Genomic DNA, 25,491 nt, shown 5'->3' with positions numbered 1-25,491 from the left:
ACAAGATTATGCAAGAGAGTGATTTAGTGAGACCCAAAGTGGGAAGATTTTGCAGAACAGAAATTGCATTCCTTGGAACATCTCCAGGGAAGGTTAAAGAACTTGTTTTTAGATTAATAGAGAACCTTTCAGATAATTGGAATCTTGGTTATATCGATTGTGACCATCAAAGTTCTGAAATGGAGAAAGAATTAGGAATTGATTCTTCCAAAGCATTATCACATAAAGCAAGAGTAGAAATTATAGATAAGATAACATTTTCTAGAGCAGATTTCAGAAAAGCATTTAGTGTACCTGAGCGTCATGTTTTATTAAATGATATTGATGCTGCGTTTATTAATGGTAACCACTTTAAGGCATCAAAGCAAATTCTTATCATTGATAAAGACAAAACGCCTACATTACATAGAAAAATTAATAGGTTGAGTAATGTGCTTTGCGTTGTTTTAGCAGATGATGCCACTAAAGATGATATCCCTCCTATTCTTTATGAAAGAATTCATAATTTAGAACACAAACCAATATTTGATATTAATAATATTCATGCTGTTGCTCAATTTATTGAAATAACATTAAAGGCAGATACAGGAAATATTAATGGACTTTTATTGGCAGGGGGACGTTCAAAGCGTATGGGCGGTAAAGATAAAGCCAGAATTAATTATCACGGTAAGGAACAAAGATTTCATATGAAAGAGATCCTTACTAAATATACAATGAAAGCTTTTATGTCTTGTCGACCACAACAGTTAAAAGAATTTTCAGATCAGGCTGACCTATTACCCGACTCTTTTATAGATCTTGGTCCATTCGGGGCATTATTATCTGCATTTAGGCAAAACCCTAACTGCGCATGGATGACAGTTGCTATTGACCTCCCTTTTGTTGATGATAAAACGATCATGCATTTAATTCAACAAAGAGACCCGTCTAAAATAGCCACATTATACAAATCCAAAGATACAGGCTCCCCACAACCCCTTTTAGGTATTTGGGAACCTAGAGCATATCTAAGATTATTACAATCTTTAGCTTTTGGAAAAAATTCATTAAGAGACGTTTTAGAAGATGCCAATATAAAATTAATCGAACCATTATCAGATCACACTTTAAGTGAAGTTGATACTATGGATGAATTAGATATTGCCATAAAACAACTAAGTCAACAAAATTCAATTTAATTTTTTGCTGATAATTTTTAGTTTTGTACTAATAATTTAAAATAGAAGTCTTGAACAAAGTAAGATTAGAAATACTAGGGCTTTCAGCTAGCCATACTTCTCACGGTTCTTTTGCCTTAGTATTAGGTGAAAAACATGGTAATAGAAGACTACCTATCATTATTGGTATGTTTGAAGCGCAAGCAATTGCGTTAGAAATCGAAAAGATCTCTTCAAATAGACCAATGACCCATGATTTATTTAAAAGTTTTGCATTAAAACTTGGAGCAAGCATCAATCATATACAAATTTCAAATTTAAAGGAAGGGGTATTTTATGCTGATATACATATCATTACAGCTGATGGTGAGGAAGTTATATTAGATGCTAGACCTTCTGACGCTGTTGCTATAGGTATACGTTTTAACGCCCCTATTTATGCCTTTGAGAATATCATGGGTGAAGCAGGTATTCAAGTAGAAGAGCTTGAGCAAGATGAAGTAGAACATGCCGATGACCTCGAAGATGATGAGGACGATTTAGAAATCGAAGATTTTGAAGGTATGGAGGAAGAGGAAGAAGAACTCTCTCTTGAAGTTGATGAAGAAGATAATGAAAGTGGTTTTACACATTTATCTATAGATCAATTGAATTCTTTATTACAAAAAGCAATTGATAACGAAGATTACATGAAAGCCGCAAATATTCGTGATGAAATCACTAAAAGAAGTTAAAAAAATAAAATCCCACAAATAGTGGGATTTTTTTATATGTTTTAATTTACTACTTCTTTGGTATCGGTTGATGCATCTTCTAAATCTTCTTCTTTAAATTCTTTAGGAGATGGTAAATCTTTTAAAGATGCAATTCCGAAGTACTCCAAAAATTTATCAGTAGTACCATATAACATAGGCCTACCAATAGCTTCGGATTTACCTTTCATTTTTATTAATTCCTTACCCAAAAGTTTTTTCATTGCATAATCGCAACCAACACCCCTTATTTTTTCAATTTCTCCTTTAGTAATTGGTTGTCGATAAGCAATAATTGAAAGTGTTTCTAACGCCGATCTTGATAATCTTTTCTTCGATCTATTTTTTAATAGGGCATTGACGACATCACTGTAATTTTGTTTTGTCATAAAACAAAACCCCTCTCCACTCTGTACAAGTTCAAATGAATAGGATTCATCATTAAACTTATCCTTTAGTTTTTGAATGAAATTTAAAGTCTCTTTTTCATTTAGAGAAATCGTACCCTCTGAAAGTTCCTCAACTAAAGCAATGATTTCATCCACTTGAAGTGGTTCATCAGAAATAAAAACCATTGCTTCGATTTTACCTAAAATGTCTGAATCTTTCATAATAAAAAATGACACTTAATAGTTGAACTATTAAGTGTCTATTTAAACTTTTAGAATTATTTTCTTTTTAATTTCGCTTCAATTGATTGTTGTGTATGAGGCACAGCTCTCAATCTTTCTTTAGAAATTAAATTTCCAGAATCTACACATACTCCATAAGTTCCATTTTTAATACGAATCAACGCTTTTTCAACTTGTTGTTTGTATTTCATGGCTCGAGCAGCATAATGATTCAACTGTTCTTTTTCGAAGGCATCTGCACCGTCTTCCAATGTTTTCCCTCCTGTGTGATTAGAATCTTGACCACTAGTATCTTTTGAAATTGATGCTTTTAAGTGATCTAATTCTTTGTTTGTTTCTTCTAGCTTTTGGTTTAATAGGGTTTCGAACTCTACTAATTCCTCAGCTGAATATCGTAATTTTTCAACTGCCATATATTTGAAAGCGGTTAAGGTTAGTAATTCTACAAATGTAATAAAATTGATTTAGAAAAAATCATACCAACGTAGTTTAAAATAAATATTAATAAAAGTTTATCCCCTTAATATTGATTTATTGTAATATTTGAATAATTTTAGGTAGTCAAATTAATTAAATTATGAATTTCAATCCAATAAAACTTATTCAAGAAAACTTCTGGCCTAGTTTAAGAAAAGATCAGGTGTATCCTCTGTTTAATGAGGAAAGGAATACTCTGCCCGAAGAAAAAAAAATAGTATTAAAAAAAGAAGTTGATCGATTTTCAAAGAATTTTAAAAGAACGAGACGTCTCTTACTTATTTCAAATATCATTTTATATACTACTGGATTTCAGTATTGGTGGTTATTTGCATTAGGTTCACTCGGATACACCTTCATTAAATCGCAAAACCTAAAATCATTACCTTCCTATTTAAAAAAACATAGTCCAAAAGTAAAGTCACTGTTTGGTAACATCTACAAGTATAAAGTACAAAGACAATTAAAATACGACCCTGTTACACTGTCTATAGATGATATTCAAATAGGATTTTTAGCAGACTATAGAACAAGAACTTATCAAGTCATTGATCATCAAGAACGTTCTTTAGGAGACGATTATTATGAAGAAAAATTTTCCATATTAGAAGCAGCTACTTTAGATCAGTCTGATTTTAATGAAATGGTAATCTTTAAGGACAACATCAATTCAACTCCTGAAATATATGTTGGCCAAAAGGTGAATATCTTTAGAATAAAAGATAATTTAGATACTGAAATCAAATTAAGAGGTAAAGCAAATAATACCTATGAATTCTATCATCAACCCTATTATTTAGAGTACGGTAAAAACGGTTTTATATATTCTTTTAAAACTAAAAAAGTGATAGGTACTTTGAAAAAATGGTTTTATTTAAATGAAACTAGAGATAAATTTCTAAGTATTTATCAAATCGACACCAACGAATTTGAGGCATATTCAGGCGAAATTGTCTCCGATTCTTATTTTACTGATATTCTACCACGAAAATGAATGTTAAAAAAAGTTAGCTAATTGTAAGTAACTTCAAAGGGAAGAAATTTATATTAATTTTGAAGTTATTATTCATAGAGAAGACTTATCTTTATTGCTTCATAGCAATGATATAAATATTATAAATTATATGATACTAAAAGCGGATAACCTTATTAAGCATTACGGTAAGCGTACAGTAGTGAATGATGTTTCTATTAAAGTAGAACAAGGTGAAATTGTTGGTTTATTAGGACCAAATGGAGCTGGTAAAACTACTTGTTTCTATATGATCGTAGGACTTATAAAACCTAACAATGGTCAGATTCATCTAGAGTCAGAAAATATCACTAAACTTCCAATGTACAGACGTGCTCAAAAGGGTGTTGGATATTTAGCTCAAGAACCTTCTGTATTTAGAGGATTAACCGTTGAAGAAAATATCATGCTTCCTTTAGAAATGGAAAAAATTTCTAAAGAAGAGAAAAACAAAAGAGTACAAAATCTTTTAGAAGAATTCTCTTTAACCCATGTAAAAGACAACTTAGGTATGTCTCTTTCTGGTGGTGAAAGAAGAAGAACGGAGATTGCTAGAACTTTATCAACTAACCCTAGTTTTGTACTTCTTGATGAACCTTTTGCTGGCGTTGACCCAATTGCAGTAGAGGAAATTCAAAGAATTGTTTACAATTTGAAAAAGAAAAATATTGGTATTCTTATCACTGACCACAATGTAACTGAGACTCTTTCTATTACAGATAGAGTTTATATTTTACAAAGTGGAGTTGTATTTAGAGATGGAACACCAGATCAATTAATCAACGATCCTGAAGTAAGAAAGGCTTACTTTGGTGAATACGCTGAGTATAAGAAAAAAGATTTTTCTGAGTAAAAAAATAATATTATTTTAAGGATACTCTTTTGAATAAAGAGTATCCTTTTTTTTTACACATCCAAAAGGTGTTATTACATTAACTATGCTCTAACCCAGTTTTGTATGGAATTACTTTCGTCCGCTATACAATGGTTTACGAAGCGAAGAATGCATCAAATTGATCATTTTAAGCAATATCCTGTAGATGTTCAACAACAACTTTTTAACGATCTTTTATCTACAGCGAAAAATACTGAATTTGGAAAAAAATACGGTTTTTCTGATATAAAATCCTTAGAAGATTATCATCAGAATGTTCCCATTTCTACCTATGAAGATTTATATCCATATATAGAAAGAATGATGAATGGTGAACAAAATATATTATGGCCGACAAAAATATCTGAGTTCTCAAAATCTTCTGGTACTACTAACGCTAGAAGTAAATTCATTCCGGTTTCTAAAGAAGCTCTTGAAGATTGTCATTATAAGGCAGGTAAAGACTTACTGACAATTTACATGAATAATCATGCCTCTACTATGGTGATGTTTGGTAAAAGTCTGGGTATTGGAGGTACTTATCAGAATCACAATTTTAATTCAGGTACAATTAGTGGTGATGTTTCTGCCATCATCATGAAAAACCTTCCTTTTTGGGCTGAGTTTATGAGAGCTCCTGAATTAGAAGTTGCCTTAATGGATGAATGGGAAAGCAAGATTGAAAAAATTGCAGACACAACCATTGACAAAAACATTACTAACATCGCTGGGGTCCCTACTTGGACACTAGTATTATTTGAAAGAATATTAGAAAAAACAGGTAAGAATACTTTAATAGAAGTATGGCCTAATCTTGAGGTTTTCTTTCATGGTGCTGTTGCATTTGGTCCTTATAGAGAAACGTTCAAAAAACTTATTGGTAAAGATGACATGAGTTTTATGGATGTATATAACGCATCTGAAGGTTTCTTTGGCATCCAAGACACCACCAACAACGATGAACTTTTATTACTCCTGGATTATGGTGTTTTTTATGAATTTATTCCAACCGAGGAATTAGAAAATGACCATCCTAATGTAGTACAACTAGCTGATGTTGAAATTGGTAAAAATTATGCTTTACTAATCACGACTAATGCCGGTTTATGGAGATATATGATTGGTGATACTGTAAGGTTTACCTCAAAATATCCATACAGAATAAAAATATCGGGTCGTACCAAACATTTTATCAATGCCTTCGGAGAGGAAGTAGTTATTGAAAATGCTGAGGAGGCCATTAAATCCGCTTCATTGGCAACTAATGCCGAGGTACGCAATTTTACTGCTGCTCCCGTTTATCTTGAATCGGGTAAAAAGGGCGGTCATGAGTGGGCTATTGAATTTAAATATCCTCCAAATGATCGAGCACTTTTCATTCGTACCCTTGATGATAAATTAAGAGAAGTCAATTCAGATTATGATGCTAAAAGACATAAAGATCTAGCGTTAATTGCTCCAAAAGTACATTTCTTAGAGAGAAAAGCTTTTTATAATTGGATGAAAAGTAGAGGTAAATTAGGTGGGCAAAATAAAGTTCCTCGTCTAGCAAATCACAGAAAATATATAGATTCTTTATTGGCATCAATAGAAATATTATAATATGAGTACAAATACAGCAATATTATTAATGCATTGTCCCGATCAAAAGGGAATTATATCATATACCACTCAATTCATCCATGAAAATCAGGGGAATATTGTCTATTTAGATCAACATGTTGATCGTGATGAAAATAGATTTTACATGAGGGTTGAATTTGAATTAGATGCTTTTTTAATACCTAAGGATAAAATTGAAGATTATTTCAATACTTTGTTGGCACAAAAATACAATATGACCTATAAACTTTATTTTAGTGATAAAGTACCTAATATGGCCTTATTTGTAACTAAAATGTCACATTGTTTATATGATATTTTATCAAGAGCTGATTCTGGTGAATTGAAGGTCAATATTCCAATGATTGTAAGTAATCATCAGACATTAAAAAAAGTAGCAGATAAGTTCAATATTCCTTTTTATCATTTTGATATCAATAAAAGTAATAAAGAAGAAGTTGAAGCTGAACAAATAAAATTGATGAAAGAAAACAATATCGATTTTATTGTTTTAGCTCGTTATATGCAGATTCTATCAGAAAATTTTATTGAAACTTTTCCTGCTAAAATTATCAATATACATCACTCCTTCTTACCTGCTTTTGTAGGAGCTAAACCCTATCATGCAGCACATGAAAGAGGAGTGAAAATTATTGGAGCAACCTCACATTATGTAACTACAGATCTTGATGCAGGTCCTATAATTGAACAGGATGTTGCTAAAGTCAGTCACAAAGACACTGTTAAAGAGTTGATTCGTAAAGGTAAAGATTTAGAAAAAATTGTTTTATCTAGAGCCCTCTATAAGCATGTGAATCGTAAGTTACTTACTTACAAAAATAAGACTATCATATTTGATTAGTTAAGCAATCATTATGAATAGAAAAGCCACTCGATATAAATCGAGTGGCTTTTTTAGTTACCTGAGTTCGATGAAATTATTCATCAAACTCAGGTATTAAACTACAACTTAAACGTCTTAAGCATTAGCTGTAATTTCCTCTTCAGAGTTAACAAGGTCAAACATAATTTGATCTGATGCTAGTGTATCACCAGGTTCAACAAAAATATGATTTACATAACCTGTAAAATCAGAAAGAATATTATTTTCCATTTTCATTGATTCTAAGATCAATATAGCTTGGTTTTTCTCTACTTTATCTCCTGTTTTCACTAAAACATCTAAAACTTTACCTGGCATAGGAACATTGATTTTTCTTCCTAATTTCAAGTCAGCAGCAGCTGCTTTAGTTTCTACTACCTCTTCGACAACTTCAACAGGTTTATTAGCTTCCCATTGTTCTTTTTTCAAGTTTTTCAAGTAACCTTTAGCTACAAGAGGGAATAATTCTAATAACAATACCTCTTCGTAGTTTTCTGCTAATTTCACATTACCATATTCTGGCAAAGTAGGATTGTCTTGTGATTTATAAGAACTTGTATCAAATGGTTTTTCTTCTGCAAAACCACAGATTTGTTGTCTAAACTCAGGTTTTACTGGAATTGGAGTTTTACCATAGTCACCTTTCACTAAGCTAATGAATTGGTTAGAAGTATTTGCATACATTTCTTTACCAGCTTTTAAGCTAAGTGCAGCGTTTACAGCTTGTGCACCAACAATTTGAGAAGTTGGAGTAACCAATGGAGGTAAACCAGCATCCATACGTACTTGAGGAATCAATTTCATTGCTTCATCTAAGATCTCTTCAGATTGAAGTGCTTTCAATTGAGCTACCATGTTAGAGTACATACCACCTGGAACCTCTGCTTCCTTCACTTTTGTATTAGGTTTAGGGAAATTGAAGTAATCCTCAATTTGGTGACATACAGACAATAATGTTTCTTCATCTTCTCCTTTAACAGCTGAAATAGCTTGATCAAATAATTGATCAACATTAGCAGGTAAAGTATCTGTAAGCGGGTTGAAAGGATTAGGGAAACTATCGTAAGCATCAAAATCTTTCAACTCTTTTCTGATATCAATAAGTTTTTGATTGATTTCAGCAACTGCTTCCATATTAGCATCTAACTTGATACCTAATTTTTGAGTGAAGACATACATCAACTCGATAGCAACACCTGCAGATCCACCTGCAAAGTTCCAGATACAAGTATCAACAATATCAGCACCACTCATTACTGCAGCTAAAACAGCAGCTAAACCATATCCTGGAGTACAGTGAGTATGGAAATCTACTGGGATGTTTAACTTAGACTTGAATAATTTGATCAATTTTGCAACTCTCATAGGAGGAATCAAACCACTCATATCTTTAATGGTGATCATATCTGCTCCTAATCTTTGCATTTCCAAAGCTTTGTCTAAGAAATACTCATCTGTAAATACTTTCTTTGGAATTTGTTTTCCTGTAAAGAACCCTTTGATACGGTCCATTGTAGAAAACTGAGGATCGATTGTGTAGCAAACTGCACAATCTGCAATTCCTCCATATTTTTTTACATACTTTATTGTAGATTGAATATTGTTTGTATCATTAAGAGCATCAAAGATTCTCATAATGCCTAAACCGTTATTGATTGATGTTTTACAAAATCCTTCAATAATTTCTTCTGTGTAAGGAGTATAACCGAAAAGGTTTCTACCTCTAGATAATGCAGTTAGTTTACTTACGTCACCAATTGCATCATGAATACTTTTTAAACGATGCCAAGGGTTTTCTCCTAAATATCTCATTACTGAATCCGGCACTGCACCACCCCAAACTTCCATTGCATAAAAATTTGCTTTTTGGTAATCAGGTAACAATCTTTCAACTTGTTCCTGCTTCATTCTAGTAGCAAAAAGAGATTGTTGTCCATCTCTCATTGTGAGATCTCTAATTTTTAGTTCTTGTACCATAAGGCTAACATTTATAATTTTTGATAATTATGACTAATTGATAATGCGATTTTAACTAATCTCAATATCTATAAAGGTGACAAAAATATTGTTAAAACAGTGATTTTAGTATTTAATGCATTTTTGGGTAGAAAATCAATGTTTTTTTAGGTAGTGAACCTTTTGATCAGGTGTTAATTTTTTTTAATAGCCTTGGTATTTTATCATCAAATAAAATATTAAGTTTTTGAGTCAGGTAAAGACATAAAAAAAGCGAATGATTTTTCATTCGCTCTTCTAATTATAATGAGATATTTAATATCTCAAATTTCATTATCCCTCTTGGGGTTTTTACTTCTGCAATATCCCCTACTTTCTTACCCATTAAACCTTGAGCAATTGGCGAGTCTATCGAGATTTTATTCTCTCTAACATTAGCCTCCTTAGCAGAGACTAAAGTATATGACATTTCAGCTCCTGTTGGTGCTTTAATCTTTACTATCGATAAGATACCTACTTTTGAAGTATCTAATTTAGATTCATCGATTACTCTTGCGTTAGCAACTAAATTAGATAATTCAGCAATTTTAGCTTCTAAGTGACCTTGAGCATCTTTGGCAGCATCATACTCTGCATTTTCACTCAAATCACCTTTATCCGTTGCTTCTGCAATTTGTTTAGCAATATCTGCTCTACCTTTAGTTTTTAAATCATTAAGTTCTTCAGATAATCTCTGAAGTCCCTCGTGTGTATAAAAAGTTGTCTTTGACATGTTCAATATTTTATAATCAAAAACGATCTAATATTACATCAGACCGTATTTTTATTTTTTTTTCGGACCACAAATATAGATTGTGGATATTAATATATAAAATTTTTTATTTATGATCTATCTTTTTTTCAGATTTTGTAGTGATAAATACTGCTCCAATTAACACAACCAATAATAAAATGGCCGTTAATTCAAAAGAAAAGATATGATTAGTCATCATTTGTACTCCAAGTATATTTACTACACTTTGATCAGGGACACTTGCAATTACAATCATCTCTTCTTGCAAAATACTATTAGCTAATAAACCAAATGACAATCCACCTAATACTAAGCCAAGTCCTGTTCTTTTTGAACCACTAATAACACCTTCGTCGTCTTTATTTTTAGTATACATAATACCAAATAACAATAAAACCAACACACCTCCTATGTAGATCATCACTTGTGTGATGGCTAAGAAGTCAGATGCAGAAATTACAAATAAACCTGCAACACTTAAAAGTGCAAATAATAAATAGGCTGCATTATATATTACTTTTTTGGTAAAAAATAATGCAATAGATGAAATGGACATCACAGCCACAAGAAAGTAAAAAATATAAACGATCATTATTTTTTTGTTACTCTTGGTGTAAATTTCGGTCTTTTAGACACTTCCTGTTTAGGTTCTTCGGAAGTTGCACTCTTTTGAAGTTTTTCAGCTTTTTTCTTTGCTTGCGCTTCGTCAAATAAAGCTTTCTTCTCTTTTACCTCACCTTCTGACATTTCAGCAAACCCATAAGTTAATTCTCTCATATCAAGCTCACTAAAATCATAAGATTTTGTCATTGTCAGGCATTCTGTTGGACATACATAAGTACATAAACCACAGAAACAACATTTTGCCATGTCGATATCAAACTTAGCTGCATATATCCTTTTTGCAGTTCCATCGGATGTTTCACCAATAACATCTTGAGATAAAATCGGTTCAATATCAATACAATCGACTGGACAAACTTTTGCACATTTATCACAGACAATACAGTCATCAATCTCTAAATCAAGCTTATATCTACCATTATCTGGAACAGGCAAGGCTTCCTCTGGGTATTTTAATGTTACCACAGAACTCTCAGGATCAAAATAACCATCTTTTTTAAAGGATTGATTACCTACTCTTTTATTAAGTAGTGCATTCCTTAAGTGGATAATAGATAGTTTTAATCCCTGAAGTGAAGTTTGAAAAGCTTCTTTTATATTTCCAAAATATGAACTATTTGCCCCTATCTTTTCTATCATTTAAAAAATCTTTTTATTCTTTACAAAGTTATCAATAAAATTGACGTTGATCTATAAAATCAAGAATTGTTTTAAATTAACTTATCAAATAGATCTGTAATTTTTTATATAAATTAGTATATACCTAAATTGTTTAATGATTCGGTCAATTTGAATTAACTCATTTATATGAAAATACAATATATAGTAGATGATTTTAGTAAAAGTTATGTTTCACCATCTCAATACGATTACTTATTAGCCGCGGGCTACCGTCATTTTGGTGAAAACTTTTTCCGATATAATATTAATTTTCATAACGATCAAGTTTGTAATGTTTTGCCTTTGAGGATTCCATTACTACAATTTAGTTTATCAAAATCTCAAAAAAAGATTTTAAATAAAGCGGTAGATTTCACTTGTTCTATCGAGAAGGTCTCTATTGATGACACTACGCATCAAATGTTTGAAATACATAAGAAGAAATTTCATGATAATGTACCTAACTCCATTTTTGATTTTTTAGCCAAGATAAATACCTCAGCAACTCCAACAAAAATATATGAGTTAAGAGTTTATGATAAAGATCAGATTATAGCCATCAGTTATATTGGTTTAGGAGAGAAATCACTTTCTTCCATTTATGGAATGTATGATCCTTCTTATTCTAAATTTAGTCTAGGAATTTTAACCATGCTTTTAGAAATTCAATTTGGCATGGCGAATGATTTCATCTATTATTATCATGGATACTGCTACGATATCCCCTCTTTTTATGACTATAAGAAGAAATTCAAGCCTCTAGAAAGACTTAATTGGGAACACAATAAATGGGAAGCTTTTGAATAAAATCGCCAGCGTAATTAAACTTCTTTTGAGTTAATTCCGTTTTGAATCAAATTTACTAACTCTTCTTCTTTATGAAATAATATTTTAGGTTCAATCGGAATGACCACAAATTTGAGATGAGATGTCTTTGTAATTGGTTTTAATTTAGCGGCATCCTTTTCGGTAATCAATACTACACCCTCCTTTATTTCATTCTCAATTCTTTGAATCGTTTTTTCTGTAAAAGAATAATGATCTCTAAATTTATAATGCTTAGAGACATTTAACTTATTTTCATTTAAATAGCTTAATAACGGGTCAGTATTCGCAATTGATGTTAATAGAGTGATATCATCAGTAATATCAATTTTTTTATTAGAATGTAGACCATAAAAATCACCGTATTTTATTTCAGCAAAAAATATTTTTGCATTGGTATAGTTATTAGTTTCAATCTTATAATGATTAACTGATGTTTCTGAAATAGAACTAGGGCATTTTGTGAAAATTATTATATCAGCTCTTCCTGCTCCTTCCTTTCTTTCTCTGAGTCTTCCATATGGTAAAACATGGTCTTCAAAAAAAGGTTTATTATAATCGGAAAGCATAATATTTAAATCTCGATGTATTGCTCTATGTTGAAAAGCATCATCTAAAATGATTAAATCTACTTCCTCAAATAATGGTACACCTAGCACTCTAAGCTCTGAAACTACTACCTGAATATCTTTATATTTCCCATGATATTGCATAGGTTCATCACCAATAATTTTAGCGGTAGAATTTTCATCTGCTATGATAGCTCCTTTTGTTTTTCGGCCATACCCTCTGCTTAATATTCCTAATGAGTATTTATCCTTAAGTCTTTCAATTAAAAATTCGACAAATGGCGTTTTTCCAGTCCCTCCAACAGAAAGATTTCCTACACTTATAATAGGCAGATCAAATTTTACTGTTTTAAACGGTTTTGAATCGTAAGATTTATTTCTCTGATGCGTGATAGCATCATATATTTTCGAAAGGGGCTTTAAGATAAATTCCATATTCAAAGATAAAAAAAGCAGTTGAAAACCGAGGCTTTCAACTGCTTTAAAGATTAAAGTCTTTTTATAATTAAGCTAAAGCTTCTTTTACTCTGTCTGCAGCTTCAGATAAAGTAATAGCAGAAACAACTTTTAAACCAGATTCATCTATAATCTTAGCTCCTTCTTCAGCATTTGTTCCTTGAAGACGTACAATAATCGGCACTTGAATATCTCCGATATTTTTGTAAGCTTCAACAACACCATTGGCAACACGATCACAACGAACGATACCACCAAATACATTGATAAGGATTGCTTTTACGTTAGGGTCTTTAAGAATAATTCTAAAACCAGCCTCTACAGTAGTTGCATTAGCTCCACCTCCAACATCAAGGAAGTTAGCAGGATCACCACCAGAAAGCTTAATCATATCCATAGTAGCCATTGCAAGACCTGCTCCGTTTACCATGCAACCAACGTTACCGTCAAGCTTCACATAATTAAGACCAGATTCTCCAGCTTCTACTTCTGTAGGATCTTCTTCAGATACATCACGCATTGCTGCAATATCTTTATGACGATATAAAGCATTGTCATCAAGACCTACTTTAGCATCTACTGCCATAACTTGATCATCAGATGTTTTGAAAACAGGATTGATTTCAAACATTTCAGAATCAATACCTACATAAGCATTGTAAAGAGCTGTAACAAATTTTACCATCTCTTTAAACGACTTACCAGAAGTACCTAAGTTAAAAGCAATTCTTCTCGCTTGGAAACCTTGGATACCTACTGCTGGATCAATTTCTTCATGGAAGATTAATTCAGGAGTCTTTTCAGCTACTTCTTCAATGTCCATGCCTCCTTCTGTAGAGTACATGATCATATTTTTACCTGTAGCTCTGTTTAATAAAACAGAAATATAATATTCTTTGATTTCTGACTCACCTGGATAGTATACATCCTGTTGAATCATCACCTTGTTTACTTTTTTACCTTCAGGTCCAGTCTGAGGAGTAACTAACTGCATTCCGATGATTTGTTCAGAAAGTGTTTTTACTTCTTCTAGGCTTTTGGCAACTTTTACTCCGCCACCTTTACCTCTACCACCTGCGTGGATTTGAGCTTTAACCACCCAAAAGTTGGTACCGGTTTCTTCGTTAAGTCTTTTGGCAGCTTCAACAGCTTCATCAGCAGTTTCTGCTACGTATCCTACTGGAACTTTAACACCGTATTCTTGAAGAATACTTTTTGCTTGGTATTCGTGAATATTCATGATATTTTACCCCTTTGGGTGCACAAGTTTGTTTAGTGTATTGCTATATTTTTAACGCAATGATATAAATCATTACAGTTTGGTAATACAATTCTAAATAAAATAAAACAAAAGTCAAATTTGCTTATGCGAATATTCAAAATTAAAAAGGGTAATTAGTGGAAATAATTGGGTCTTTTTTAATTTAATGTAGAAAATCGCTGTTTTTACAAATGAGATTTTAAGATCTTTTAGAATAAAAAATGTTTACAAAAAAAAACACACCTAGTAAACTAGGTGTGTGATGACTTTATTTTTTCTTCGCTGCTGTTGTTTTTTTAGCAACTGTCTTTTTTGTCGTCTTTTTCGCTGTGGTCTTTTTGGCTGGGGCCTTTTTTGCAGTTGTTTTAGTTTCCTTTTTAGCTGCTGCCTTTCCACCACGAGCTTTCGGTGCTGGTGCTTCCTCTATTATCTTCTTTACTTCTTCGTAAGTTAACTCAGCCGCTTTTTCTTTTAATTCTTTAGGAATTTTAATATTGGCCTTATTGTAAGAAATATAAGCTCCCCAACGTCCATTTAACAATTGAAGGTTTTCTTCCTCTTCAAAAGTTTTAATTAATTTTTTAGCATCTGCTTCACGTTTTGCTAAAATTAATTCAATAGCTGTGTCAAGTTCTACCGTTTCTGGTGCATATTCTTTTCCTAAAGAAACGAATTTACCGTCATGACGAATATAAGGTCCGAATCGACCAATTGCTGCAACAACTACTTTATCTTCATATTTACCTAGAGTTCTAGGTAATTTAAATAACTCAAGTGCTTCTTCTAAAGTAATAGACTCTAAGTATTGACCTTTTCTAAGTGATGCAAATTTTTTCTCTTCATCATCTTGTTCTCCAATTTGAACAATTGGACCAAAACGTCCTAGACGAGTAATAATTCTTTTACCTGTTGTGGGATCAATACCTAATTCTCTTTCTGCATGAGCTTCAGCTCTATCTGCATTTTCTTCAGTATCTACTACATTATCATGAAATGGTTTGTAAAAGTCTTTCAACATATTTTGCCATTCCATATTACCATGGGCAATTTCATCAAATTGCTCTTCCACATTTGCAGTGAATGAGTAATCGACCACTTTAGGGAAATGTTTCACCAAGAAATCATTCACTACCATTCCCATATTTGTTGGGAAAAGCTTACCCTTCTCAGCTCCATATGTTTCATTCAAGTCTTTACTAATCACCTGACCATCTTGTAAAGTCAATTGATTGTAAGCTCTTTCTTTACCATCTCTAGCTTCTTTAATAACATACTCTCTCTTTTGAATAGTAGAGATTGTAGGTGCATAAGTAGATGGTCTACCAATTCCTTTTTCTTCTAAAGTTTTTACAAGACTTGCTTCTGTATATCTCGCCGCTGGTCTTGTGTACCTTTGAGTAGCGTTAATAGTATTAATTGGTAAATCTTGTCCAACATTCAAAGGAGGTAACATTCCTTTAGTATTCTCATCTTCTTCTAAATCGTCATCGTCATTAGATTCGATGTAGGCCTTCAAGAAACCTTCGAATTTAATTACCTCTCCTTTTGCCGTAAACTTTTCGCTTCTACTAGGTGATGTAATCTCAGCTGTTGTTCTTTCAAGTTGAGCATCAGACATTTGAGAAGCTACTGCTCTTTTCCAGATTAAATCATATAATCTTGCCTCTCTATTGTCTTCTAACTTTAATTTATGATTTTTAAAATTAGTAGGTCTAATTGCTTCATGGGCTTCTTGTGCACCTTTATTAGAAGTTTTAAAGTGACGTTCTTGCACATAGTCATTTCCATAAACATCTGCTATTTCTTGAGTTGCAGATTGAATAGCTTCTTGAGATAGATTCAATGAATCTGTTCTCATATAAGTAATGTGACCAGCTTCATATAAACGTTGTGCAATAGACATCGTAGCAGCTACAGAGTATCCTAGTTTTCTACTTGCCTCTTGTTGTAGTGTCGATGTTGTAAACGGAGGTGCAGGAGATTTCTTCCCTGGTCTTGTTTTAATATCTGAAATCTTGAAATCATCTTTTAAACAATCATTCAAGAAAGATTCCGCTTCTTCTTTTGATTTGAATTTTGTGTTTAATTCGGCTTCTAATGCTTTATTACCACCTAAATCAAAACTAGCAACAACTCTATAGTAATCTTTTGGTTTAAAGGCTTCTATCTCCCTCTCTCTTTCAACAACTAACCTTGCAGCTACACTTTGTACACGGCCAGCAGATAAACCTCTTTGTATCTTTTTCCATAGAACAGGTGAAAGTTCAAAACCTACAAGTCTATCAAGTATTCTTCTTGCTTGTTGGGCATTGACTAAATCAATATCAATTGTTCTTGGTTTTTGAATCGCTGATTGAATTGCTGTTTTAGTAATTTCTCTAAAGACAATTCTTTTAGTATCCTTATTCTTTAAATTTAGAGCTTCTTGTAAATGCCAAGAAATAGCTTCTCCTTCGCGGTCATCATCGGTCGCTAACCAAACAGTTTCTGCTTCCTTAGTTAATTTCTTTAATTCTCTTATGACGTCTTTTTTATCTGACGACACTTCGTATGTGGGTAAAAAGTCTTTATCAACGTCTATTGCATCGTTGCCTTTTTTTAAATCCCTAACATGTCCGTAGCTAGACCTAACGGTGTAACCTTCGCCCAAGTACTTTTCAATTGTCTTGGCTTTTGCAGGTGACTCGACTATTAATAAATTTCTTGACATATATATATAAGCTCTATTCTTGTCTTTTTTGTAAAATGGCATTTGCAAGATTTCTCCCGCGCGAAACAACTTATCACAAACATTATTAAAGTTCAAAAAAAAACTGAATAAAAAATTGAAAAGGTTATGAAAAGTTTCGAAATAATAATATTTATCAGGATTGATAATGACATTAGTCATTTCTATCATTGAAAAAGTTTTTCGTTGATAATTAACAAATTCTTACCATAACAACGTCAAAAAGAGTAAATTTTTTGTTTAAAAATTATTATTAAGATATATTTAGGCACTCAAATCAATGGTAACCCCATGATGCGATTTTTTTACACGTGCGAACAATATAATTAACACCGAAATGCAAGAAGTAGAACTTGACCACAACAAACCTCAAACAAAGTCAGAAAAAAACATGAGTGAAAACACAGCGCAATTAACTTATCAAGGTAATACTTACGATTTACCAGTAGTTAAAGGCTCAGAAGATGAGCTAGGAGTAGATATCAGTAAACTGAGAGCAACAAGTGGATTAATTACCCTTGATGTAGGTTTCAAGAACACAGGTTCTACCACAAGTGAGGTAACATTCCTTGATGGTGAAAAAGGTATTCTTAGATATAGAGGTTACTCAATCGAAGATTTATGTGAGCATTCTACTTTCTCAGAAGTAGCTTATTTACTAATCAATGGCGAATTGCCAACAGCTCAAGAATTTGAGCAATTCAAAGTTGACATCTCTCGTCATACTTTAGTTCACGAAAATGTACGTAAAATTTTTGATGGTTTCCCAGCTGATGCTCACCCTATGGGCGTGTTATCTTCTTTGGTTACTTCTCTTACGGCATTCCATCCTGAATCATTGGATCCAAATAGAGATCCTAAAATGGTTGACCTTACAATACACAGATTGATCGCAAAGTTACCAACTTTAGCATCATGGGTCTACAAGAAAAGTATTGGTCACCCACTAATGTATCCGGAAAACAAATTAGGTTATATCGAGAACTTCATGAAAATGATGTTCGGTCTTCCTGTGGAAGATTATGAGATTGATCCAATATTAGTTGATGCTTTAGACAAACTATTAATTCTACATGCAGATCACGAGCAAAACTGTTCAGCTGCTACAGTTAGAGTTGTTGGTTCATCTCAAGCTTCATTATATGTTGCTATTGCTGCAGGTATTAACGCTTTATGGGGACCACTTCATGGTGGAGCTAACCAAGCGGTAATTGAAATGTTAGAAGACATTCATGCAAGTGGTGGTAACGTTGATAAATTTATCGAGAAAGCAAAAGATCCTGAAGATCCATTCCGTTTGATGGGCTTTGGTCATAGAGTTTATAAGAACTTTGACCCTAGAGCGAAAATCATCAAAAAACACGCGGATGCTGTACTTGATAAATTAGGTATTAATGATCCTCTATTGGAAATTGCAAAAGGTTTAGAAGAAAAAGCATTGAATGATGAATACTTCAAAGCTAGAAAACTTTACCCTAACGTAGATTTCTATTCAGGTATCATTTACAAAGCAATGGGCTTCCCTACTGAAATGTTTACAGTATTGTTTGCTCTAGGACGTCTTCCAGGCTGGATAGCACAATGGAAAGAATCTAGAAATCTTAATCAACCAATTTCTAGACCTCGTCAAATTTATACAGGAGAAGTTGCTAGACCTTATCCTACGAAATAAGGTTTTTACATAAAAAAAAAGCCATCAGAAATGATGGCTTTTTTTAATTACAATTTATTTATGGTCTTTCTCATGAGGCATCTATTTACTTTTACCTTAATTTTATTCCCTTTTATCTGTGCTGCTCAAGGTAATTTCTATTGGCAACAACAACAAGGTGCAAATGGCAACTTGTTAGGTGGTTCATTATCTGCAGGAGTAAATGATAATAGTGCTATATTTTATAACCCCGGGGCTTTAGCATTTACTGAGACTCCAAACGTTTCTTTCACATCAGACTTAATTGGCTATACTATAGTTGATATAAAAAATGGTGCTGGAGATGGTATACATATTAAAATGAATACCATGGAAACTAAACCTCAAATGGTAGCAGGTACTGCTTTTAAGTTAGATAAGAAGAATTTCAAAGTTACTTATGCCATTATTAACCTCCTCAATTCTAAACAAGAATATAATTCACAAAATATTGGTATCGATCCTGAATCAAATGCTTTATATGAAGGTTATTTTAATTACAAAAGCAGTGTTAGAAATGATCGCTTTGCAGTGGGAACTACATTTAGAGTAAATGATAAACTAGGAATTGGAATCACACATTTCGTTGATATTAAAAATGCTCAGATCACCAATAACACGAATCAAACATGGAGTAATAATAACGAAATAACTAATTATCATATAGATTATAAAAATGTACGTTTTAATCAAGTTTCTATCTTATGGAAACTTGGGGTTGCTTGGTTAGTAAATAATAACTTTAACCTTGGTTTCAACTTTGAAACACAAGATATTCGTTTACCATTTTTATCAAAATCCAATTTAATTAGGACTCTAGACACTAAAGATGAACAAGGTAATATTCATAAAGTAGTGTCTTCTCAAGAGAAAATTTACAGTAAGTACAAACATCCTTTTACTGCTGATATTAATTTAGGTTATCATACTAATAAATCAGAAATATCATGCCGTATCGGTTATTTCGGTCCTATCGATAGATATGGTATTTTTGGGATGAAAGATGAACAGTCAGTTTTTGCACCACAAAATGTTGAATTTGGACAATATTGGGTTGCTAATAAACAGATAGTAAATATTGCTATTGGTTTTAAAAATAGACTGTTTGATAAAATCAATCTATTATCAGGGTTTAGAACCGATTTTAATAACCTTGATGATAGGAAAATTAACCCTACGCAAGAGAATATACTTTCATATGAATATTGGGATTTATATCATATTTCTTCTGGAGTGGAATGGTTTGGCCCTAGGTTTAATGTAATTGCTGGTATTGTTTCAGATCTAGGATTTTCAAAAGGAGATCCACAATTAGTTAATCTAAATGCTCGTCCATATAAAGAACTAAATGATATTAATTATAATACTGAAGCGATGTATTTACAATTCAATCTTGTTTTTGGTATCACTTATCATTTCAAAGATCGCACACAGTTATAACCATCCACTGTTTTTCAATATTTCACTAACTCATTTATTTATTATCAAATAAACATACAAATGAAAAAAATAACCACTTCACTTCTACTCTTGTTTTTAGGTAGCTATTTATTAGCTCAAAATTCTGAAAATAGAACTTCCTCATTTCAACAATATCAAAAGCTCAAAGAAAACTCTTTCTTTAAAAATGTACCCTTTCGTAATGTCGGGCCTACAGTAATGAGTGGAAGAGTTGTTGACATTGAAGCCAATCCAACACAACCTAATGAAATTTATAGTGCTTTTGCCTCAGGTGGATTATGGTACAGTACTACTGCAGGTGTTCAATTCACTCCGCTATTTCAAAATGAAGCCAGCATGACTATCGGTGATATTGCCGTACAATGGAAAGAAGGTGAAAATACTATTTACATTGGATCAGGTGAAAATAATTCATCAAGGTCAAGTTATTCTGGAAATGGAATTTATAAATCTTCTGACAATGGTAAAAGTTGGACTCATATAGGATTAGAAAACACACAACATATTGGAAGAATAGTTTTAGATCCATCAAATGAAAATAATATATGGGTGGCATCTATAGGTAATTTATACTCAAAAGATATTAATAGAGGGATTTATAAATCTACGGATGGTGGAGCATCTTGGAAACAAACACTATTTATCTCTGATAGTACTGGGGTGATTGATTTAGTGATTGATTCGAAAGACAGTAATATATTATATGCTTCAGCATGGGAAAGACATAGAGAAGCGTGGAATTTCAAGGCTTCGGGTAAAGAGTCTGGTATTTTTAAATCTACTGATGGCGGTACTACTTGGAATAAAATTTCTATTGAGAACTCAGGTTTCCCTACAGGAGAAGGTGTAGGTAGAATTGGACTTAGTATTTCTAAACAAAACTCTAATAAAATTTATGCCTTTTTAGATAATCAGGATAACAAAAAAGAGATTACAAAGAAGACTATTTCTTTACATTTTGATCAATTAAAGTCAATGTCTGATCAAGATTTCTTAACACTTGATGAGAATGATATCAATGCCTATTTAGATCATTATAACTTTCCTAATCAATACAACGCTACATCAATAAAAGAGGATATTAAAAACAAAAAATACTCTCCAAAAGCTTTGGTTGATTACCTAGGAGATGCCGAAGAAGACCTTTTCAATACACAAGTAAAAGGTGCAGAAGTATATGTATCCGAAGATGGGGGTAAAAATTGGACAAAGACGCATGACAATTATCTTGACAGAGTAGTTTATACTTTTGGTTATTATTTTGGAAACATTAGAGTTGATCCTACAAATGATAATCAAATCTATATTTTAGGAGTTCCATTTTTAGGATCTTCTGATGGTGGGAAAACTTGGAATGATCTAGGAAATGATAATGTTCATGTGGACCATCACGCTTTATGGATTAACCCTAATAATCCTCAGCATTTTATTTTGGGTAATGATGGTGGTGTAAATATTACTTATGATGGAGGTAAGAACTATCTTAAATGTAACAGTTTCCCTGTCGGACAATTTTATTCTGTAAACTACGACATGGCTGAACCTTACAATATTTATGGAGGCTTACAAGATAACGGTGTTTGGGTTGGATCGTCAAATGCTGAAATTAATAGCGAATGGCAAAATAATGGTAAGTATCCTTTTCAATCCGTTATGGGTGGAGATGGAATGCAAATAGGTGTAGATGAAAGAGACAATACAACTATTTATACTGGATATCAATTTGGGAATTACTATAAAATCAATCAGAAGACTAATAAAATGGCTTACATCACTCCTAAACATACTTTGAGTGAAAAACCATTACGCTGGAACTGGCAGTCTCCTATCGTAGTTTCTAAGCATAATTATGACGTCATCTACTTTGGTTCTAATCGTTTACATAGATCTTTAGATCAGGGTGATAATTTTGTAGCTGTTTCTGATGACTTAACACACGGGGGTATCAAAGGAAATGTTCCTTACGGTACACTCACCTCAATTTCTGAATCTCCATTACAATTCGGACTCATTTATACAGGTTCAGATGATGGTATGATTCAACTATCAGAAAATGTTGGCGCTACATGGACTAACATTTCATCAGATTTACCAAAAGGTTTATGGGTAAGTAGAGTTATTGCATCAAAGTATAATGCTGAAAGAGTATATATTAGTTTGAACGGTTATCGCTTTGATGATTTCAACTCATATCTTTATGTATCAGATGATAAAGGGCAAAATTGGAAAAAGTTAGGTAACGATCTACCTGCGGAATGCATTAACGTTGTAAAAGAAGATCCGTCTAACGAAAATATACTTTATGTTGGAACCGATCATGGTTTATATATTTCATTTGATAAGGGAAATTCATTTATGGTTTTTGGTGACCTACCTAGAGTTGCAATTCACGATTTAGCTATTCAACCTAGAGAAAATGAAATCATTGTTGGTACACATGGTAGAAGTATTTATGTAGGTAAATTAGCTGACATACAGTCTTTAAATCAAAAATCTTTTCATACAGAAATTACAACTTACCCTTTGAGTAATGTTACTTTAAATAAAAAATGGGGACAAATTGAAGGATATTTTGAATGGGGCGTACCTATTGAATCATCTATAAAAATACCTGTATTTACCAATGCATCAGGAGAATTATCGATGCAAATTACCCTAAAAGATAAGGTGTTGTTTGAAAATAAATATAATGTAGATAAAGGGCTAAACTATATTGATTATAATTTCACTATAGATTCATCAAATAAAAAGACCTATGAAAAGGTATATCAAAAGAAGTATATACTACAAGAGAAACAGAATGGTAAATACTATTTAGATGAAGGGGAATATGAAATTAAATTCACTAAAGGTGATCAATCAATGATTGAAAAATTAATAATAAAAGCCCCTCAGAAAAAACAAGGAAGAGTTAAGAAGAAAAAAATCCCTTAATGAAATCTATAAAAAATAAGTACTTGATATATACAAGTGCTTATTTTTTTTCTTGATATTTTATCCCTCCTACTAGATGTAAATAAATTGACCGTGATAATCTAAATATTAATGGCATACAAAAAATCATTGGTCCTATTGCTGCAGAAAGTAATACATAAACATTATCAATATCTAAAATGACTGTAAAAACAAACATTACCCCAAGAACAATAGCTGTATTGATAGCATAACTAACATACATTGCCCCATAATAAAACCCGGTTTCTGGTATGAGATTACAATTACAATTTGGGCATCTCTTATGTACTTTTTGAAATGATGTTGAATAAGCAGTATGAGTAAAAATACTCTTTTCTCTACAAGACGGACATCTATTTTTTAAGATTGCTGATATTACTGATAAGTTCATTAGGATTGATTTAAGTCTAGTTTTTGCTGTACTTGTTTTTTGGAAATGTCTTTAATTCCTCCTTTTTCAAATACGATTGATCTTTCTGGATTAAGTCTTAAAAATGAATGTTGATGTGTAGCCATAATCACACAAGTTCCTTCATTATTGATTTCTTTAAACAATTGAAGTATAGAACGTGATACCTTCGGATCTAGATTACCTGTCGGTTCATCAGCAATTAAAACTTTAGGGTTATTCAATAAGGCTCTAGCTATAGCAACTCTTTGTTGTTCACCTCCTGATAATTGATGAGGCATCTTTTGTCTTATGATTTTTGAAAGGTGGACCTTTTCTAAAGTTTCATCAATTTTTTGATTGATTTTTTGAATTGATTTCCATCCTGTTGCTTTCAACACAAATTCTAAATTATCTTCTACAGATCTATCTGTAAGTAATTCAAAATCTTGAAAAACCACTCCTAGTGATCTTCTCAAAAATGGCACATCCTTCGAAACGATGGTATCCACTTGATACCCATTCACTTTAATCACACCTTCACTAGGTTGCTGATCGGCATACAATAGTTTCAATAATGATGATTTCCCACTTCCTGTAGGTCCTAGTAAATACACAAATTCACCAGATGCGATGTCTATTGAAATATCTTTTAATATTATCGCTCCGTCAATATTGAGTTTTACATCTCTTAAAGTAACTACTGAATTCATCCGATCTAAATTTCTAGTTTTTGAATCTTACCAAATTCTAAATGCTCAATTACATTTTTTAATGCTTCTTCTTTACCCCCTAAACCGTACTTTTCTAATTTCGATAAAGGTCTATCTGCTCTAAAGTAAGCGATTAAAACAAAGTTGTCGTCACGTAACTGAATATAATTAGGGATTTTAGCCTTCCCTTTCACTTTGATTATATACATAATATATTAATAGCTAAAAAAATGGGATGCTATGTAAAAACACAACATCCCTTTTTATTATTCTTCCATTTTCTTAGCATCAGCTACAAACTGAGCCAATCCCTTGTCTGTCAATGGGTGGTTTAATAATGCTTTGATGGCTGTTAGTGGACACGTTGCTACGTCTGCACCAATAGCAGCACACTGCATAATATGCATAGGATGACGAACTGAAGCAGCTAATACTTGAGTTCCAAATCCATAGTTTTCAAAAATTGTTACAATATCTTCAACTAATTGCATACCATCTGTAGATACGTCATCTAATCTACCAATAAATGGTGATACATAAGTAGCTCCAGCTTTAGCAGCTAATAATGCTTGTCCTGCAGAAAAGATTAAAGTACAGTTGGTATCAATTCCTTTGTTAGAAAAGTATTTGATTGCCTTTACACCATCTTCAATCATAGGAATTTTCACTACGATCTTTGGATCGATTGCTGCTAATTCTTCTCCTTCCTTAATCATTTCTTCATAAGTAGTTGAAAGAACCTCTGCACTTACATTAGCATCAACAATATCACAAATTGCTTTATAATGTGCATGAACAGCTTCTTTACCCTTCACTCCAACCTTTGCCATTAAAGATGGGTTTGTTGTTACACCATCTAATACGCCCATTGCGTAAGCATCTTTGATTTCTTCTAAATTAGCTGTGTCAATAAAAAATTTCATATCGTTTATGTTTAGATATTATGAGTTAAATCTATTAAGAGAATTCCTCCTAGCAAAAATAGAATTAAAAAATAGTATGTATAAGATAAGCCCATAA

Annotated in this window: 23 protein-coding genes; 10 read left to right on the top strand and 13 right to left on the bottom strand. The window is 32.3% G+C overall.

Annotated elements, in window-relative coordinates; genetic code table 11:
* Window positions 1-8: 8 nt before the first annotated feature.
* Both NH26_RS24980 and NH26_RS03500 read left to right on the top strand, forming a co-directional pair.
* A complete protein-coding gene (locus tag NH26_RS24980) occupies window positions 9-1,181 on the top strand; it encodes an NTP transferase domain-containing protein (RefSeq protein WP_052432102.1) in 1,173 nt (390 codons plus the stop codon).
* 50 nt (window positions 1,182-1,231) lie between these two features.
* Entirely contained in the window at window positions 1,232-1,894 is a 663-nt protein-coding gene (locus NH26_RS03500) for a bifunctional nuclease family protein (protein WP_044225340.1), read from the top strand.
* Between the two features lie 41 nt (window positions 1,895-1,935).
* Here NH26_RS03500 and scpB read toward each other — a convergent pair whose 3' ends face one another.
* Together scpB and NH26_RS03490 are read right to left on the bottom strand one after the other, a co-directional pair.
* The gene (scpB, locus tag NH26_RS03495; protein WP_044225344.1) at window positions 1,936-2,523 is read right to left on the bottom strand and encodes an SMC-Scp complex subunit ScpB; all 588 of its coding nucleotides are present in this window, start codon (window positions 2,521-2,523) and stop codon (window positions 1,936-1,938) included.
* Between the two features lie 56 nt (window positions 2,524-2,579).
* Complete coding sequence (locus NH26_RS03490; protein ID WP_044225346.1) at window positions 2,580-2,957, bottom strand: TraR/DksA family transcriptional regulator; 378 nt, start codon at window positions 2,955-2,957, stop codon at window positions 2,580-2,582.
* Window positions 2,958-3,121: 164 nt separating this feature from the next.
* Between NH26_RS03490 and NH26_RS03485 the strand changes: the two genes are divergently transcribed.
* The 4 genes from NH26_RS03485 (at window position 3,122) to purU (ending at window position 7,371) form a co-directional block, all read left to right on the top strand.
* Entirely contained in the window at window positions 3,122-4,015 is an 894-nt protein-coding gene (locus NH26_RS03485; protein WP_044225350.1) for a hypothetical protein, read from the top strand.
* Window positions 4,016-4,145: 130 nt separating this feature from the next.
* Entirely contained in the window at window positions 4,146-4,886 is a 741-nt protein-coding gene (gene lptB / locus NH26_RS03480) for an LPS export ABC transporter ATP-binding protein (RefSeq protein ID WP_044225352.1), read from the top strand.
* A 105-nt stretch (window positions 4,887-4,991) separates the two neighbouring features.
* On the top strand, window positions 4,992-6,509 hold the full coding sequence (locus NH26_RS03475) for a GH3 auxin-responsive promoter family protein (protein ID WP_044225355.1): 1,518 nt from the start codon (window positions 4,992-4,994) through the stop codon (window positions 6,507-6,509).
* Window position 6,510: 1 nt separating this feature from the next.
* Complete coding sequence (gene purU, locus NH26_RS03470; protein ID WP_044225358.1) at window positions 6,511-7,371, top strand: formyltetrahydrofolate deformylase; 861 nt, start codon at window positions 6,511-6,513, stop codon at window positions 7,369-7,371.
* A gap of 117 nt (window positions 7,372-7,488) precedes the next feature.
* On the opposite strand, the gene NH26_RS03465 is transcribed toward purU, so the two are convergent.
* From NH26_RS03465 to NH26_RS03450, 4 genes are all read right to left on the bottom strand, one after another.
* Window positions 7,489-9,369: a biotin/lipoyl-containing protein gene (locus tag NH26_RS03465; protein WP_044225361.1), complete on the bottom strand. Its 1,881-nt coding sequence runs from the start codon at window positions 9,367-9,369 to the stop codon at window positions 7,489-7,491.
* Between the two features lie 280 nt (window positions 9,370-9,649).
* A complete protein-coding gene (greA, locus tag NH26_RS03460) occupies window positions 9,650-10,120 on the bottom strand; it encodes a transcription elongation factor GreA (protein ID WP_044225364.1) in 471 nt (156 codons plus the stop codon).
* 106 nt (window positions 10,121-10,226) lie between these two features.
* Window positions 10,227-10,733 (bottom strand): NADH-quinone oxidoreductase subunit J family protein, encoded by a 507-nt coding sequence (locus NH26_RS03455; RefSeq protein WP_044225367.1) that lies wholly within the window; start codon window positions 10,731-10,733, stop codon window positions 10,227-10,229.
* Window positions 10,733-11,404: a 4Fe-4S dicluster domain-containing protein gene (locus NH26_RS03450; protein WP_071397072.1), complete on the bottom strand. Its 672-nt coding sequence runs from the start codon at window positions 11,402-11,404 to the stop codon at window positions 10,733-10,735. Before NH26_RS03450 ends, NH26_RS03455 begins: the two co-directional genes overlap by 1 nt.
* Window positions 11,405-11,572: 168 nt before the next feature.
* On the opposite strand from NH26_RS03450, the gene NH26_RS03445 reads away from it, so the two are divergent.
* Window positions 11,573-12,232 (top strand): GNAT family N-acetyltransferase, encoded by a 660-nt coding sequence (locus tag NH26_RS03445; RefSeq protein WP_044225370.1) that lies wholly within the window; start codon window positions 11,573-11,575, stop codon window positions 12,230-12,232.
* A 14-nt stretch (window positions 12,233-12,246) separates the two neighbouring features.
* Here the strand turns inward: NH26_RS03445 and lpxK are convergent, their stop codons facing one another.
* From lpxK to topA, 3 genes are all read right to left on the bottom strand, one after another.
* Complete coding sequence (gene lpxK, locus NH26_RS03440) at window positions 12,247-13,254, bottom strand: tetraacyldisaccharide 4'-kinase (RefSeq protein ID WP_044225373.1); 1,008 nt, start codon at window positions 13,252-13,254, stop codon at window positions 12,247-12,249.
* A 70-nt stretch (window positions 13,255-13,324) separates the two neighbouring features.
* Complete coding sequence (sucC, locus tag NH26_RS03435; protein ID WP_044225375.1) at window positions 13,325-14,515, bottom strand: ADP-forming succinate--CoA ligase subunit beta; 1,191 nt, start codon at window positions 14,513-14,515, stop codon at window positions 13,325-13,327.
* 289 nt (window positions 14,516-14,804) lie between these two features.
* Window positions 14,805-17,246 carry a type I DNA topoisomerase gene (gene topA, locus NH26_RS03430; RefSeq protein WP_044225531.1) on the bottom strand — a complete coding sequence of 814 codons (2,442 nt, stop codon included), beginning with the start codon at window positions 17,244-17,246 and terminating at the stop codon, window positions 14,805-14,807.
* 409 nt (window positions 17,247-17,655) lie between these two features.
* Between topA and NH26_RS03425 the strand changes: the two genes are divergently transcribed.
* The 3 genes from NH26_RS03425 to NH26_RS03415 all read left to right on the top strand — a co-directional run bounded on the left by NH26_RS03425 (window position 17,656) and on the right by NH26_RS03415 (window position 23,349).
* Window positions 17,656-18,936, top strand: coding sequence for a citrate synthase (locus NH26_RS03425; protein ID WP_044225533.1), 1,281 nt, complete (start codon window positions 17,656-17,658; stop codon window positions 18,934-18,936).
* Window positions 18,937-19,008: 72 nt separating this feature from the next.
* Window positions 19,009-20,394 (top strand): outer membrane protein transport protein, encoded by a 1,386-nt coding sequence (locus tag NH26_RS03420; protein WP_044225378.1) that lies wholly within the window; start codon window positions 19,009-19,011, stop codon window positions 20,392-20,394.
* A gap of 60 nt (window positions 20,395-20,454) precedes the next feature.
* Window positions 20,455-23,349 (top strand): WD40/YVTN/BNR-like repeat-containing protein, encoded by a 2,895-nt coding sequence (locus NH26_RS03415; RefSeq protein WP_044225381.1) that lies wholly within the window; start codon window positions 20,455-20,457, stop codon window positions 23,347-23,349.
* Between the two features lie 40 nt (window positions 23,350-23,389).
* On the opposite strand, the gene NH26_RS03410 is transcribed toward NH26_RS03415, so the two are convergent.
* From NH26_RS03410 to fsa, 4 genes are read right to left on the bottom strand one after another with little or no spacing between them, the layout of a single operon-like run.
* A complete protein-coding gene (locus tag NH26_RS03410; protein ID WP_044225384.1) occupies window positions 23,390-23,761 on the bottom strand; it encodes a DUF983 domain-containing protein in 372 nt (123 codons plus the stop codon).
* Entirely contained in the window at window positions 23,761-24,471 is a 711-nt protein-coding gene (locus NH26_RS03405) for a cell division ATP-binding protein FtsE (RefSeq protein ID WP_044225387.1), read from the bottom strand. The genes NH26_RS03410 and NH26_RS03405 overlap by 1 nt, the downstream gene beginning before the upstream one ends.
* 5 nt (window positions 24,472-24,476) lie before the next feature.
* The gene (locus tag NH26_RS03400; RefSeq protein WP_044225390.1) at window positions 24,477-24,680 is read right to left on the bottom strand and encodes a hypothetical protein; all 204 of its coding nucleotides are present in this window, start codon (window positions 24,678-24,680) and stop codon (window positions 24,477-24,479) included.
* A gap of 57 nt (window positions 24,681-24,737) precedes the next feature.
* Window positions 24,738-25,394: a fructose-6-phosphate aldolase gene (gene fsa, locus NH26_RS03395; RefSeq protein WP_044225392.1), complete on the bottom strand. Its 657-nt coding sequence runs from the start codon at window positions 25,392-25,394 to the stop codon at window positions 24,738-24,740.
* Window positions 25,395-25,491 lie beyond the last annotated feature (97 nt).

This window comes from Flammeovirga pacifica, from assembly GCF_000807855.2.
Classification (GTDB): Bacteria; Bacteroidota; Bacteroidia; order Cytophagales; family Flammeovirgaceae; genus Flammeovirga; species Flammeovirga pacifica.
This window is presented reverse-complemented; position numbering and strand designations above follow the sequence as displayed.